The sequence below is a fragment of the Pseudomonas rossensis genome (genome assembly GCF_039888995.1).
Lineage (GTDB): Bacteria > Pseudomonadota > Gammaproteobacteria > Pseudomonadales > Pseudomonadaceae > Aquipseudomonas > Aquipseudomonas rossensis.
Genome location: NZ_JBBWCB010000057.1, coordinates 21282 through 36813, shown reverse-complemented (window position 1 = coordinate 36813; position 15532 = coordinate 21282). Strand labels below are relative to the sequence as shown.

The 15532-nt window shown below is 59.4% G+C and carries 9 protein-coding genes; 8 read left to right on the top strand and 1 reads right to left on the bottom strand.

The features are described 5' to 3' along the window. Window positions 1-259 precede the first annotated feature (259 nt). The 8 genes from WLY71_RS16625 (at window position 260) to WLY71_RS16590 (ending at window position 12790) form a co-directional block, all read left to right on the top strand. A complete protein-coding gene (locus tag WLY71_RS16625) occupies window positions 260-1396 on the top strand; it encodes an ATP-binding protein (RefSeq protein WP_347804406.1) in 1137 nt (378 codons plus the stop codon). A gap of 767 nt (window positions 1397-2163) precedes the next feature. Beyond that, a complete protein-coding gene (gene wecB, locus WLY71_RS16620) occupies window positions 2164-3375 on the top strand; it encodes a non-hydrolyzing UDP-N-acetylglucosamine 2-epimerase (RefSeq protein WP_425589931.1) in 1212 nt (403 codons plus the stop codon). Window positions 3376-3416: 41 nt separating this feature from the next. Further along, window positions 3417-5630 carry a hypothetical protein gene (locus tag WLY71_RS16615; protein ID WP_347804405.1) on the top strand — a complete coding sequence of 738 codons (2214 nt, stop codon included), beginning with the start codon at window positions 3417-3419 and terminating at the stop codon, window positions 5628-5630. Window positions 5631-5642: 12 nt separating this feature from the next. After that, window positions 5643-7757, top strand: a complete 2115-nt coding sequence (locus WLY71_RS16610) for a glycosyl transferase family protein (protein WP_347804404.1) — start codon at window positions 5643-5645, stop codon at window positions 7755-7757. Beyond that, entirely contained in the window at window positions 7754-10297 is a 2544-nt protein-coding gene (locus tag WLY71_RS16605; RefSeq protein ID WP_347804403.1) for a bacteriophage N4 adsorption protein A, read from the top strand. The genes WLY71_RS16610 and WLY71_RS16605 overlap by 4 nt, the downstream gene beginning before the upstream one ends. Window positions 10298-10305: 8 nt before the next feature. Next, complete coding sequence (locus WLY71_RS16600) at window positions 10306-10959, top strand: alginate O-acetyltransferase AlgF (protein ID WP_347804402.1); 654 nt, start codon at window positions 10306-10308, stop codon at window positions 10957-10959. Beyond that, window positions 10956-11930 (top strand): alginate O-acetyltransferase AlgX-related protein, encoded by a 975-nt coding sequence (locus tag WLY71_RS16595; RefSeq protein WP_347804401.1) that lies wholly within the window; start codon window positions 10956-10958, stop codon window positions 11928-11930. Before WLY71_RS16600 ends, WLY71_RS16595 begins: the two co-directional genes overlap by 4 nt. Beyond that, window positions 11927-12790, top strand: a complete 864-nt coding sequence (locus WLY71_RS16590; protein WP_347804400.1) for an alpha-amylase family protein — start codon at window positions 11927-11929, stop codon at window positions 12788-12790. Before WLY71_RS16595 ends, WLY71_RS16590 begins: the two co-directional genes overlap by 4 nt. Window positions 12791-12809: 19 nt before the next feature. Here WLY71_RS16590 and WLY71_RS16585 read toward each other — a convergent pair whose 3' ends face one another. Next, the gene (locus tag WLY71_RS16585) at window positions 12810-15419 is read right to left on the bottom strand and encodes a bifunctional diguanylate cyclase/phosphodiesterase (RefSeq protein ID WP_347804399.1); all 2610 of its coding nucleotides are present in this window, start codon (window positions 15417-15419) and stop codon (window positions 12810-12812) included. Window positions 15420-15532: the final 113 nt, after the last annotated feature.

Sequence of the window (15532 nt, the reverse complement as noted above, 5' to 3'; positions counted from 1 at the left end):
CATTTCCATGCTGATCACCCTGTGTTCTCCTGCTCAAAAATTGAGCAGAAGCAGTTGAACACCTGGGTCAGTTTATGGTCAGCGGCAACACTTGATGCACTAGTAAAGCGCTGGGGGGGGCTGAGATTTTGCGTTGGTAGCGCAGGCTCTCGATGTAGACAAACCATGCCAGGCGGCCGAATCGATGCTCTAATTCAGCTTGTGCTGTTTCGTTCCCGTTTTCGACCTCGATTACGACTCCATAACCAGGATCACTGGCATGCGCCTATCTGACTTCATCATCAAGAACCTTGAGCCAATTCTCCAAGCTTGGGAAGACTTCGCAAGAACCATTGAGGTCCCCGGCGAAGCACTGGACCCCAAGGCTCTACGGGATCACGCCGAACAGATGCTGCGTGCAATAGCGATAGACCTGTGCACCTACCAGTCTGCGCAAGAGCAAATCGCCAAGGCCCAGGGTAATGCTCCTATGGAGGAGTTGGAAACCCCTGCGGAAACCCATGCAGTAACGCGTTTAATGGCGGGGTTCACGCTGGATCAGATGGTATCTGAATATCGAGCGCTGAGGACAAGCGTACTCAGTCAATGGCTGGGGCAGATGAAGGCAGGGACAGTTTTGGAAGTGGACGATATGATTCGCTTCAACGAAGCCATAGACCAGGCGCTCGCTGAGTCTATTGCTAGCTACTCGCGTGTAGTGGAGGCCTCACGCAACGTTTTTTTAGGCATCCTTGGCCATGATTTGCGCACGCCACTGGGGGCTATTTTGCTGGGTGCCGATGTTTTGCGGCGCTCGGATGAGCTGGGGGCGCGGGAGACTAAAATTGCATCGGGGATATACACCAGCGTAAGTCGAGCTAGCCGGATCGTTGGCGACTTGCTGGATCTAACCCGCTGCCAAATGGGCCCTGGGATTCCCATCAAAAAGGAAGACATCGACCTAACGCCACTATGCATACGAATAGTTGAAGAGATCCGCACTTTTCATTCAAGCGCGGATATTGTCTTCAAAGTGGGGGCGTCGGCTCGCGGTGAATTCGATGGAGCCCGCATGGAACAGGTGTTTTCCAATCTGCTCAGCAATGCCGTGCAGCATGGTGATCTGCGTTTCCCGATTAAGGTTTCACTGGAGGTATCTGACAGCAGCGTCGTGTTCGTCGTCCATAATCTCGGCGAGCCTATCCCGGAGGACATTCTGCCCTTCATCTTTAACCCCATGGGACGTTTCTCTCAGCACGCGTCTCTTGATCTTGGTCCTAGCACTGGCCTTGGCCTAGGTCTGTACATCGCTTCCGAGATCGTGGCTGCGCACTTGGGGACTATAGATGTGACTTCCGACAGAGAGCGCGGAACCACTTTTCTCGTAAAAATGCCTATCGGGGGATTAACAACGTAAGCAGGGCAGCCACAACAACTCGGTAGCAATTGGGGTACTTCGATTGCTCTGCTGTATGTGTCAGTATCGGTCTACGCTATTTGGTGAGGACGAAAATAAATACGGAGAGCACAATCTACGCACCGGCATTTGTCGGGCAAAAGCTGCGGTGCATCACGGATCCAATATGTCGGCGAAGTTTTTTCCAAATTGAATATCCCTAACGCTACTAATGCGCATCGCATGCGTAAAAAAGCTACTGCCCCACACAAGTCTTACTTCAGGGCGACAATATTCAGGCGTCATTTTAGTGACCGCCACAACTATTACCCCGAGGACGTGTCGATCTACTACGTAGACCGCGACCATTACCACCAATGAGTAATTCAATCGCACTGACGAACGGACTAAAATTATAAAATAACAAGAAAAAACAATAAGTTAGACATTAAATAATAATCTAAAGAAACCGCCCGCAAATTACAAGAAACCAGAAAAGACCGATCACAAATATAAAAGTTCCAAGCTTGATTATTTAATTAAAAAACAGATATAACACTTTAAAATATTCGCCTTCGATGCTAATAATCCGGCCAGTTCCGGGTTTCCCCAGGCGACACATACCTCACATGAAGTGAACATCAGATCTCACACTGATTACCCGGCCTTTACTAAATTCAAACAACGCTAGCTTGCTCGAGTTTTAATAAAACTTGGGCCAGCTATTGTGCTGCGCACTAAAACTGCGCAAGGAAGACATCATCGTTCGCCATCATTCAAAGATTAAAATTCTTTCGATCTTCGGAACCCGTCCAGAAGCCATCAAGATGGCGCCGCTAGTCAAAGCCCTCGCTGCGGAACCCGGCATTCATTCGCAGATATGCATCACCGGCCAACATCAAAGCATGCTGAAACAGGTGCTGGATCTGTTCGACCTCAAGGCCGATTACACCCTCCAGGTGATGACGCCGCACCAAACGCTCAACTCTCTGACGGCGGCGCTTTACGGGGCGATTGACCCCGTGCTGGAAATGACCCGCCCGGACCGGGTGCTGGTACACGGCGACACCACTTCGGCCATGGTTGCGTCAATGGCTGCGTTCCATCGACGCATCCCGGTCGGTCACGTCGAAGCAGGACTGCGAACCGGCGATATCTACAGCCCATGGCCGGAAGAAATGAACCGCCGCTGCATCGACCTCGGTGCGGACATGCTGTTTGCGCCGACCCACGAATCGCGCCAAAACCTGCTCGATGAACGCCTTCAAGGTCGCGCCTTCGTGACCGGTAATACGGTAATTGACGCTTTGCAGATGACGGCGCGGCGCATTGAGCAAGACGCTGACCTGCGTGCAAGCCTGGACCAACAGTTCTCGTTCCTGCAGACCGGCCGCAAGGTCCTGCTGGTGACCGGGCATCGTCGGGAAAATTTCGGCGAAGGCTTCCTGGATATCTGCAAGGCCCTGAGTCATCTGGCCCGGCGCGCTGACATCCAGATCGTCTATCCGGTGCACTTGAACCCCAATGTCATGGGCCCGGTCACCGAGCAACTGGGCGATCGGCCCAACGTGCACCTGATCAAGCCGCTGGACTACCTGGCCTTCGTGCGCCTGATGCAACGTGCGCATGTGATCCTCACCGACTCCGGTGGCGTGCAGGAAGAAGCGCCGTCACTGGGCAAACCGGTGCTGGTGATGCGCGATGTGACTGAACGCCCCGAAGCTGTCGCCGCGGGCACCGTTCGCCTGGTCGGCACCTCGCCGGACTCGATCATCGCTGGCGTCAACGCACTGTTCGATGACGACCTGCTGTGGCGCCGATGTTCCCAGGCGGCCAACCCTTACGGCGATGGCAAGGCCAGTGCGCGCATCGTCGATGCCCTGATGGGGCGCCCGGTCGATGATTTCGTCGTGGCTGGGGTGCGATTGCCCAAGTTCCTGCACCACCTGTCGGGAGTACCTGTACCCGAGAAAAGTCTCCCGGCCTTCACTTCTCTTTAAACCAAACCGCTCCTCCCCTTATCAGCTCGAGATCTACCTGAATGAAGTCTTCCGTTGCCATCCATACGGGCACGCTCAGCGCCCTTGCCTGTGGCGTGAGCCTGCTCGCGCTCATGCCGACCTTTGCCTTGGCCGCGGACAGCCCGCTCACCCAGGCGATCAACCGGCTCAACGCCGACACCCGACAAGAGCGTGAGATCCGCTTGAGCGATCTGGGGATCGATGCACCGATCATCCTCGGCTCCACCGATGCCCGCCGCGAATTGTATTTGCCAGTGCCGGCGGGTGTGCCGTTGACGGACGCCACACTGAATTTCGACGCCAGCTACCTGAATGGTGAAGGCGGTCGCAACACATTGCTGCTGTCGCTGGACGGCTATCCCGTGCGCGCCGAAGGGCTCAGCGAAGCCCAAGGTGATGCCAGCGCCACACTGGGCGTGGACAAGAAAGCGCGTGACAACGGCTCGCTGCGTCTGGGCATTGCCTGGTCGTCAGTCGTGTCCCGTGTGTTGTGCGAAGACGAACGCGCGATCGGCAATGTATTGCGTATCGAACCGGACACTCGCCTCAATTACAGCTATGACGCCAGCCAGTTACAGGACGTCGGTGCTGCCTGGACGGCATTGCCTGGCAAACCGGGGATCATGGTCGCGCCGGGCACCTTGTCCGCCGACAGCTACGATGCGGCCTGGCGTCTCGGTGTGGCACTGGAGCGGATTGGCAAGCACAGCCGCGTTCTGCCCTTCCCCGCCGTACAAGACACTGTCGACCTGACCGGCCTGCGCATCCCGGCCGAACTGCTGGCTATTCCAGCGTTTGCCAGCCTCAATGGCCAAGGCCCGCACGTTCTGGCCAACCCGGCGCAAATCGGTGCGCTGTTGATGTTGGGGCAGACGCCGAACGTCCAGGCGGATCTGGCAATCAACGACCCGCAACTGCTCAAAGCCGTCAATGAATCGCTGGACGCGCTGCAGAGCCAGATTCAAGGCCTCGACGCCACAGCCGCCAACGCCTTCGCGCAATGGCGTGAGCGGCATATCAATGCAGGTCTGGCCGCCACCGGCACTGACAACGTGCGCCTGGCATTGCTGGGCACCCGCCCGGTGCTGATGATCGCGCCGCAAGCAACCGGCAAGGCGCTGGCGCTGTTCAGCACTGCCTGGAACGCACTGGCACGCAGCCGCCAATTGACGGTCAGCGAAGCACAAATGCCATTGAGCGCCGACGGTCGTGTGGCCTTGTCGCGCCTGGGCGGAAACCCCGGCGCCATTGACGTGCTGGCCAAGTCCGACTGGAGCACTTCGTTCCCTCTGGGCAGCGTGGCCTACGACGGTCGTCTGCCGGTGAAGGCGGTGATCGATATATCTGCCGCACCCGGCGCCTCGGACACCGCGCCGGTGGCCTCGCTGTTTCTCAACGATTACCTGATTGGCGCGCAACAGCTCGTGGCCAACGGTGAACAGCAACGCATCGAAGCACGTATCCCGCGTTACGCCCTGGGTTCGAAGAACGTACTGCGCGTGTCGTTCCAGCGTCAGCCGGTCAGCGATCGTTGCTTGGAAACGCCACAGGCCTTCCCGGTCTCGGTGCTGCCGACCAGCCACATCGTGCTGGAAAAAACAGCGCTGGATGATGACTTCTCGGGCATGGCTGCGCGCTTTGCCATGGACACGCAAATCCTCGTACCGCAGGCCTACCTCGAGCATCCGGCGAGCAGCTTGCCGCAGGTGATTTCGGTGGCTGACGCCGCCGGTGTTTCGCCGCTGCGGGCGCAACTGAACGTCAGCGCCGACCCAAAGGTTTCGGTCACGCCGGACAAAGCCTTCCTCGCCTTCGAGCTGCCGATCAAGGACAGCAAGGAATCGGTGCAGGTCGATGATCAGGGTCGCTTGCGCATCAATCACAAGGATCAGATGTTGTTGGACATCCATCCCCTCAACCACCTGGCCTCGTTGCAAGTGGTGGATGCCGGCGGCCAGCATGGCCTGGTCTATCGCGCCCTGGGCAATGACGCGCCACGCTTCGCCAAACAGATTCTGCTGACCCGCGGCGATGTGGCCATCCTCGGTGACAACGGTGCACTGACCACCTTCGACACCCAGGACCCAAGTGGCAGCCAATTGATCGACAACGAAGAACCCAAGGGCCTGGACGCCTGGCGCAAGCCGTCGCTGTTGTGGCTGATTCCGGGTGGCATCCTGTTGGTCCTCATCCTGTTGCTGGCTGGCCGTAGCGCCCGTCGCAATCGCCAGTAACGGAAACTTTCGATGACGTCGCTTTATTGGCCCTATTGGCTGGCCCACTACTATAGCTTCCTGGAGTTCTCGACCATCGTGGTCGCGGTGCTGATCCTGATCTCCAGCCTGGACGATCTGTTCATTGACTTGTGGTACTGGTCTCGCCGCCTGTTTCGCAAGTTCACCGTGGATCGCAAATACCGGCCGCTGACCGCCGAGCAATTGATGGCCCGGGATGAACAGCCGTTGGCGATCATGGTCCCGGCATGGCTGGAATATGACGTCATCGCACCGATGATCGAGAACATGGTGTCGACTCTGGATTACCAGAACTATGTGGTCTTCGTCGGCACCTATATCAATGACCAACGCACCATCGATGAAGTGGAACGCATGCGTCGGCGCTACAAGCAGCTGCATCGCGTGGAAGTCCCGCATGCCGGGCCGACCTGCAAGGCCGACTGCCTGAACTGGGTGATCCAGGCGATCTTTCTGCACGAGAAAACCCACGGCATGACCTTCGCCGGCGTGGTGCTGCACGACAGCGAAGATGTACTGCACCCGATGGAGTTACGCCTGTTCAACTACTTGCTGCCGCGCAAGGACATGATCCAGTTACCCGTGGTTTCACTGGAGCGCAACTGGTACGAATGGGTGGCCGGCACCTACATGGACGAATTCGCCGAATGGCATGGCAAGGATTTGGTGGTACGTGAAAGCATGACCGACACGGTGCCGTCTGCCGGGGTCGGCACCTGTTTCTCCCATCGTGCCTTGCGCGTACTGGCCGGGGAAACCCAGAACCAGCCGTTTAACACTGACAGCCTCACCGAGGACTACGACGTCGGCGCACGCCTGGCCAAGGTCGGCATGAACGCAATCTTCGTGCGCTTCCCGGTGCAGTTTCGCGTGTTGCGTAAATCATGGTTTCGCAAACCTTACGAATCGACCCTGAAGATGCCGTTGTGCGTGCGGGAATTCTTTCCCGATACCTTCCGTACCGCGTTCCGCCAAAAAGCCCGCTGGACGCTGGGCATTGGCCTGCAAGGTTGGGAGCAAATGGGCTGGAACGGCTCGCTGGCCAACCGTTATCTGCTGTTTCGTGATCGCAAGGGCGTGGTGACGGCGTTCGTCAGCATCATCGCCTACGTGATTCTGGTGCAGCTGCTGGGCCTGATCATCCTGCGCCAGAGTGGCCTGTGGGACGTGAGTTTCCCGACACCCTTTGAAACCAATGGCTTTATCCAATACCTGCTACTGGCCAACGGTATCGCGCTGACCTGGCGTATCGCGCACCGCTGCTATTTCACCACCGTACTGTACGGCTGGCAGCATGGTTTGCTGTCCATCCCGCGCATGGTGGTGGGCAACTTCGTCAACTTCATGGCCGCATCACGCGCCTGGCGCATGTTCCTGGTCGGCAAGGCGCTGAACCGCAAACTGGTGTGGGACAAGACCATGCACGACTTTCCGTCCACCGACCTGGTGGCTGCCGCACCGCGCAAGCTGGGCAGCGTGTTGCTGTCCTGGCAGGCGATCAACGATGCTGACCTGCAAAGCGCCCTCGCCGAACAGAAAAACCGGCACATGCCCTTGGGGCGGATTTTGCTCAGCAACGGCTGGCTGGACGACGAGACGCTGGCTGAAGCCATCGCCTTCCAGAACGATCTGCCACGGGTATTCGATGTGGCCGCCAAGGCACGGGACTCAATCCTGACGCTGGACGATGAGTTCGCCCTGCGCTGGCGCGTGGTGCCGCTTGGCTTGAATGCCGACGGCCGCGCGCAAGTCGCCGTCGCCAGCCCTCTTCCGGCCGAAGGTCTGCAACAGGTCAGCGATGAACTGGGCAGCGAACCGGTGCAACTGATTGCCCGTGAAAGCGAAATCGTCGCGCAATTGCGTCAACTGAATGTGCGTGAAGGCCAATCCGTGCCGGATGCCCGTGCGCCGCTGCTGGGCGACCTGTTGATCGAAATGGGCCTGCTGGATCGCGACGTATTCAATCGCACCATGTTGCAGTACCGCCCGCAACGTCACGGACGCATCGGCGACTATCTGGTCGACAGCGGCGTGCTGCCCCGCTCCACCATCGAAAAGGCCGTGGCGCGTCAGCACAGCCACTACCCTGCGGAGCTTCCGGCATGAACCGCCCCTTCCTGACCCTGATGGCCACGGGGCTAAGCCTGTTACCTGGGCTTGCTCATGCCGAGACGCTGCCCCTGCCGTTGACCGGCCCGGCCTTTGAAACTGCCAACGAGGCGTACAGCGCGTACGAGCGTAAAGATTACGACCTGGCCATCGCCAAGGCCCGCGAAGCGTTGCGTCAGCGGGCTGATATCACTCGTTTGAACACCTTGATTGCACTGGCGCAACGCGACAAGGAACAGCGAGACCATCCCAAGCGCTACCCGCAATCACGTCAGGCACCGGGCTTCGGTGCCGCTGCCCAGGCGTTCAAGGCCTATGATCGCGATGACTTCGGCGCGGCTGCCCAAGCGGCACGCAAAGCTATCGCTCAGGCGCCCAAACGCATGGATTATCGATTGCTGCTGATCGAGTCCTTGCAGCGCCAACAGCACTTGCAGGAAGCGGATCAAGCCACCACCCAGGCACTGGCCGTGTTCCCGGATGACGATACGTTGTTGATGCGTCGCGAAGCGATTCGTCGTCAACTGGCGGCGCCGCTGGCGGTTCAGGGCTATCGCGCCCTGGACCAAGGCAATGCGACCCTCGCCGTTGACCAGGCCCGAAAAGCCGTCGCCCTGTCCCCGGAAATCGGCGCCAATCAGCAATTGCTGATCAGTGCCCTGCTCGCTGCCAGGGATTACCGTGGGGCCGAACAGGCCGCGTCAGGCGCTTTGGCACAAGACGATGGGGAAATCGCTCCGTGGATTCTGCGCAGCTACGCCCTTGATCGTCAGGGCAAAACTCAGGCCGCCCAGGCTGACCTGAATCACGCCTTGGCCATCGATGGCCTTCTGGAAGCGGAAATTCGTGACATTCGTTTCTTCGCCGCGGACGCCGCACTGGCCCATGGCGAGCCTCAGCAGGCGCTCGATCATCTGCAGCCACTGGTCGACGATGAAGGCGGCGAAGTGGCCCGCCGACGTACCGCCGCCCGTATGGCGCTGCGGCAGAAAAACAATGGCGCGAACGTGATTGCCCACTTCCCTGCTCCGGCTTTGAACTGTCAGGAAACGGCTTTCGGCCTGGTCTGTGATATCTGGCCGGGCAACCAACGTGATGGCGGAACCGACATGGCCGGCCAAGCCTACGCGGCCCTGGCCCGCAAAGACCCTGCGACGGCGGTTGCCCTGACGAACGAAGCCATTGCCCGTGCGCCACAGAATCCGGCGTACCGCCGACTGCTGGTCAGCGCCCTGAGTGATCAGAAACGTGTGCCCGAAGCCATCGCGGCAGCCAGCGAAGGTCTGAAGCTCACGGGCGATGACGCTCGTCTGCTCGCCCAGCGCGGCCGTCTGCGTCAACAATCGGGTGACGATGCCGGGGCGCGCAAGGACTTTACCCAGGCACTGGCGCTGGCCAGTCTTCCCGCTTACGAAGAAGCCAGTCTGTATGCCGCCATCGGCCAGCGCCGAACTGCGCGCGAACGGCTGCAACAAGCGCGGGACACGGGCGAGCTGGAATCGATGAGCGACCTGCAGATCGCTTATTTGTCGGTCCAGGCCGGCGACGATGACGGTGCCCACACTTCGTTCCGCAAGGCCGATGCCGACACCCGACTCACGCCGACAGCAACGCAGGATGCGGCCTACACCGCCATGCGGGTCAATGACGACGAGCAAGCCGTCACCTACTTCAAGCGAGTCATCGACGCGAAAAATACCGGTGAACTCGACATATCCCCACAGCAACTGTTCGACACCCGTCGCGCGGTGGCCGATGTGTCGCGCACCTGGGGATTGACCAGCACCACCAGTTATCGCGGCAACAGTTCAAGCAGTGGCCTGAGCTCAGCGCCGAGTAGCGGCAGCAACAGCAATGACAGCCTGCAGAACAGCACCGAGCTTTCCTGGCGTCCTTTGGGCTATCGCAACGCACGTTTTGTCGAACTCTACGGACGCATCACCGACACGCTGTGGAGCAAGAACAGCGATTCGGATACCGGTTTCGATGCGCTGCAAGGCGCCGTGGGTGTCCGGGTCAAACCCTTCACATCGCTGAACGTGATGGCCGCCGTCGAGCGTACATTCCCCTTGGGATCATCGGATGTCGACGGTGACTGGCTGGTGCGTCTGGGCTACGGCTCAAGCATCGGGACCGATCTGCGGGTGGATGCCTCCAGCTGGTGGACCTCGCAGTTGTTCGCTGAAGCCGGTCATTACGTCAACGACTCTCGCGACTACTTCAACAGCGAATGGCAGGTGGGTCGCAGCTACGCCATCGGCGGCACAGGCTCGCGCTGGGTGAGTTTCCCCCATGTCGTGGCCGCGTTCGACTACGACTCCAAGATGAACAGCAAGACGGACACCGACGGCAGCACGGACTCATCATCTGGCAAGGCCGGCGGCGTTGGTATCGGTAACAACGTCCGGTACTGGTTCCGTGAAGATGCGTACAACGCCCCCCGCTCGTATGTGGACTTTTCTCTGCAGTACCGCGTGAAGGTGCTGGGCGATGACCGCGCCGAAGGCGTGTTCGCTCGCCTGACTTATTCCTATTGAGGGCTTACATGAACGTTCGAATGTGTTTGTGGCTGGGTCTTGGCCTGGTCCCGATGTGGGCACAGGCCGCCCCTGAAATCGCCCAGCTGTATGCGCCAAAACTGCCCGAGGGTTCCGCCTGGGTGCGGGTGGTCAATCCCTCCGATACCGCCATGCAGGTCCAGGTGGGCCAAGGCCCGAGTTTTGCCCTTGCCGCACAGACTGCAGTGGCCAGTCCCTTTCATGTCGTGGACTCGCGACAGCCGTTGCACGTGACCGTCAATGGTCGCGAGATAAAAGGCCTCAGCGCACCAAAAAGTGCGTGGGTCACGCTGATTCTCGACAGCGACCCGGAACGGACGCCACGCCTGGTCATCGACCCGCCGCTGCGCGGTAAAGACCTGCGCGCCGAACTTAACGTTTATAACCTGGGCAACGGTTGCGAAATGGCCGACGTCAAATTAGCCAACGGTGCCGCGGTATTCAGCCAGGTGCCTTTCAACGGACAAGCCCAGCGCACGATCAACCCGGTGCAGGCGACGTTGGTTGCCAGTTGCAATCAGAACACCAGCCTGCCGTTGAAGCTGGCGCCCTTCAAGGCCGGCGATCGTTATAGCCTGTTCCTGATCGGCTCCCGCCAGGCCCCTCGCCTGATTGGCCTTGTCGACCAGACCGCGCCATGAACCTTCACTTGAAATCTCGCCTGCCGGTTCCCGCCATGATCGGCGGTTTGTTGTTGAGCCTGTCGGTCACCTGCGTTCAAGCGGCCTCCGCGGTAATCACCGGCGAAAATGGCTGGTTATTCCCGGCCTGGGAAAGCCTGAGCGCGGTCGACAACACCGGAGCGGCCCGCAACATTGCGCTGGTCAAGGAGCTCCAACAGCACCTTGCTCGGGAGCACATCGGACTCGTCGTGCTGGTGGTGCCGATGAAAGCGCCGTTTTATGCCGCGCGCCTGCCCGTCGGTCAGACCTTGAGTCCTGCGGTCATGCAGCGCTACGACAACCTGCAAAACGACTTGACCCAAGCAGGTCTGACCACGCTGAACATCAAGCCCATCCTGCAACGCACCGAACAAGGCAAACAGACCGCGTTTTACCGCGCCGACTACCACTGGACAGCCTGGAGCGCCGAAAACACCGCCGACTCCACGGCGCAACTGATTACCGAGCGCTACCGTCTGCGAGGTGACCCCGGTGGTGGTGCAGCGCTGGGCCAGTGGTTCGACCGCCGCGCGTTCGGCGACCTGGCGAGCAACTTCCTGCCGGCGACCAAGCGCAAGGCAATCGGTCGCGACATCTACACCGTGCGCCATCAGGCAGAGAAGGACCTGTTGATCGATGACGCACCGGCCCCGGTCCAGGTGATCGGCAACAGCTTTGTCCAGCCTTATTTGGGTTTTACCCAGAAGCTCTCCAATGCCCTGGACCGTCCCGTCGCACTGACCTGGAACCCCGGCGACGTCGGTCCGTGGGCTACGCTGCTGCAATACTTGGAGTCGGCGGATTTTGCCGAACACAAGCCGCAAGTGATCGTCTGGCAATTCAACGAGGGCCAGTTCCACCTTGGCCCTGATGCGGCAGCCAACTGGAATGCCAAAGGCGTCACCTCGCTGAGCCAATGGCATCAACGCATCAAAAAGGCACTGCCGTGAAAATCTTCGGCTACACCGCCAGTCTCTCGACCGTTGCTGCTCTGTTGCTTGCCGTCACCGTCGGCGCAGGTACCGGCATGCTCTACGTGACGAAGACCAAGGCCCTGGCCCCGGGGATTGTCGGCATCGTCTGGCAGCCGGATAACAAGACCATCGGAATCAGCGGACACTGGGAAAAACTGGGAGCGCGTGAGCTGCTGGTCCAATGGACAGTCGTGGACGATCAGGCCTTCGTTCCCGGTACCGGCCTGCCCACCGTACCGGTGCTGCCCGATTGGGCGCGCATCGCCAAGGCACCCTGGGCGCAGGACGTGATCCTGGGACTGGCGGGTTATTTCAGCGAGAACCGCTCACGGGACAACATCGAAGAACTGGCCACGGTCTCGGAGCGGATCGCCAAATTGCCTACGCCGTTACACGTGACCGGCTGGTATTTCCCGGCTGAAGTCGACCCCAGCTGGACCCGCGCCAAAGAACTGCCCGCGCTGCTGGCCAAGCTGCCGCGACCGTTGTGGATCAGCGTTTATGACGGTGCCAATATCGGCCCCGTCGCCACCGCCGAATGGCTCAAGCAATGGCTACCAGATGACATCGGCGTGTTCTTCCAGGACGGTGTCGGCGTGTACGCCCGCACTGCACCGGTCGCGCGAACCTACGCCGACGCCCTGAGCAAGCGCCTGGGCAAAGACCGTGTGCGGATCATCGTCGAAGCCTTCCGCCCCAACTTTGGTGGCGGCTTCCGCTCCGCGACCGCTGCCGAGCTCAGACCGCAACTGGCGGCCTATGACGGATATCCGCTCTACCTGTTCGACGGGCCGCACTACGTGACGCCAGAGTTGGTCGAGCAACTGGTGCAGTAAAGCGTGCGCAGCTGACGTGTTAACTTTCAGCGTGAGCGCTTTCGGCCAGCGCTCGCAGCCCTGAATGCTTCGCGTGGACGCCAATCAAGTGTCCAATCGCCTGCGCATCCATAGGCCGGCTCAAGAAATACCCTTGCACCTCATCGCACCGCGCATCCTGCAACGCCTGAAGTTGCTCGATCGTTTCCACCCCCTCTGCCGTGACTGTCAGCGACAGTGCCCTGCCCAGCCCGACGATGGCCTCGATGATCGACTGATCATCACCGCTGGCGGCCAGCCCGGAAATAAAGCTGCGATCGATCTTCAACCCATCGAAAGGAAATGAACGCAGGTAGCTCAATGATGAGTACCCGGTGCCGAAATCGTCCATTGCCAGGCGAACACCCAAGGCTTTCAAGTCGTGCATGATCTGCAGCGCGCCCTTGGCGTCGTCCAGCATGACATTCTCGGTCAGTTCCAATTCCAGCCGGGCCGGATTCAAACCGGTCTGCGTTAACACCGCCTGAACCCTGGACACCAGCTGCCCGCGTTGGAACTCTGTCGGCGACAGGTTCACCGAGACAAAGAGTTCTTCAGGCCAGGTCGACGCGGCCTTGCAAGCGGTGTGCAGCACCCAGTTGCTCAGCGGCAGAATCAACCCGGTTTCTTCCGCAATGGGAATGAAAACGTCGGGCGACAACAGCCCTCTCACCGGGTGCTCCCAGCGTACCAGCGCTTCGGCACCTGCCATGACCCGGCCTGCAATCTGATAGCGCGGCTGAAAGTGCAGACGCAACTCATCATGTTTGATCGCGTGACGCAGATCGCTTTCCAACTGACGACGATCGAGGATTCGAGCATTCATGTCGCCCGCGTAAAAACGCCAGGTATTGCGTCCTGCATCCTTGGCTTCATACAGCGCGATGTCGGCATAGCGCAGCAACTCGTCGGCCAGGGTGGCGTCAGCCGGTGCCATGGCAATGCCGATGCTGGCACTGATAAACACCTCATGCTCATCAATCTGGAACGGCTGTTCGATGCAGTCGATCAGGCGCTGGCACAGGTGCTCGACCTCATCCTGAGAAACCATATTCGCCACCACCAGCACAAACTCATCGCCACCGATTCGCGCGACCAGGTCATCGGAGCGCAAGCACTGCCCTAGCCTTTTGGAGACCTCGTTGAGCACTTGATCGCCTGCGGCATGCCCGAGCAAATCATTCACCGGTTTGAAGCGATCCAGGTCGACGCTGAGCATGACCAACGGATCACTCAGGGTCGGCGCAGCCTTGAGTTTGCCATCGAGGAATTCTTGCATACGGGCGCGATTCGCCAGGCCCGTCAGCGCATCGTGTTGCGACAGGTATTCGATCCGTCGGCGGGCCGCCACTTCTTCGGTGATATCGCTGGCCGTGCCGCGATAGCCCAGCCCCTCCATTTCTCGCACGGAAAGACGGAAAATCCTGGCTTGCCCGTCCCCTGACAGATAACTGCATTGCAAGATGGCGTTGGCCCGTCGCGAGTGGTTTTTCAACCACTGGCAAAGCGGGCCTTGATCAGACACCAGCAAGTCATCGATAGGACGACCAAGACACTCGACCCTGCGCAGTCCCGTCACGGTTTCGAAGCGCTCTGACAGGTAGGTGAAGTGCAACCCGGTATCGATTTCCCAAATCCAGTCGGAGGACGCTTCGGCGACATCACGAAACCGCGCCTCACTGGCCGCCAACGCCGTGCGACTGACCTGCAGGGAGGTGTAACTGGCATCCATCACTTGCGCAGCCGCCGTGGTACGCCGCTGAAAAAGCCAGGTCATTAGTCCGATAATCAGCCCCGCTATACCGATCAGCGGCAACACCACGGTCATCAACCGATGCCCCGGCTGCGGCGGTGTCCACTGCAGGGTGCCCGCCGTACCGGTTTCCCCCAGACGCAAAAACGATGTGCCGAGCGCTGCACTATCACCTGAGGCCACGCGCAATTGAGCAATCCCGAAATCACTGGCCATGGTGCTCAATCGGGCAGCATCGAGCCTGGAGACGAACAACAGTATTGAGGCTGGCCTGTCATCCGTTTCGACCTGGGGGTTGGTGCCAGGCGTCAGGGGCGCGGCAGCGACCAACACCGGGGTGCCGTCGACATCGAGAAACGCCTTGATGGGTGTTTCGCTTTCGACATCGATGCGTGCACGTTCGATAAGCGCGGTGATGGGTTGTTTCAACCAGTCTTCAGCGGTGACCGATTCCAGCTGCCCATTGATGACCGAGTACACCGTACGATCGGTCGGATCGATCACAAACACGCCCTCAAACCCGAAATCCTCAAACAGCGACGAGCCGGCATTCTGGCGGACAAATGCCCAGTCGATATCCACCTTCCTGTGCAGGTGCTCGTAGGCATCGCCCCAGAATGCGTAGTCCTTGATCGTCAAAAGAGCCGACTTTTCCAGGGACTGCACGGCCTTTTCCGTATAGAAGCGATTGCGGCGCTCAGCGTCCTGGTTTTGCTCGTAGGCGATGTAAACAATCAACGTGCTGGCCAACAGGAAGATCGACAACAACAGACAAGAGAAGCCCATCAAAGACATGCGGGTCAGGGAAAGATTGGAGGTTTGCATCGGCGGCAGAGGGTCGAGAGGCTTGCTTTTCATAGGGCTTCCGGGCGGCGGACTGTTGGCAGGATCAGTCCGTAATGTACTTGTTGATCATATCGGCCCGAATATCGATGCCTTGACCTGCTATCGCCCTCAACCGCTCAACGGTC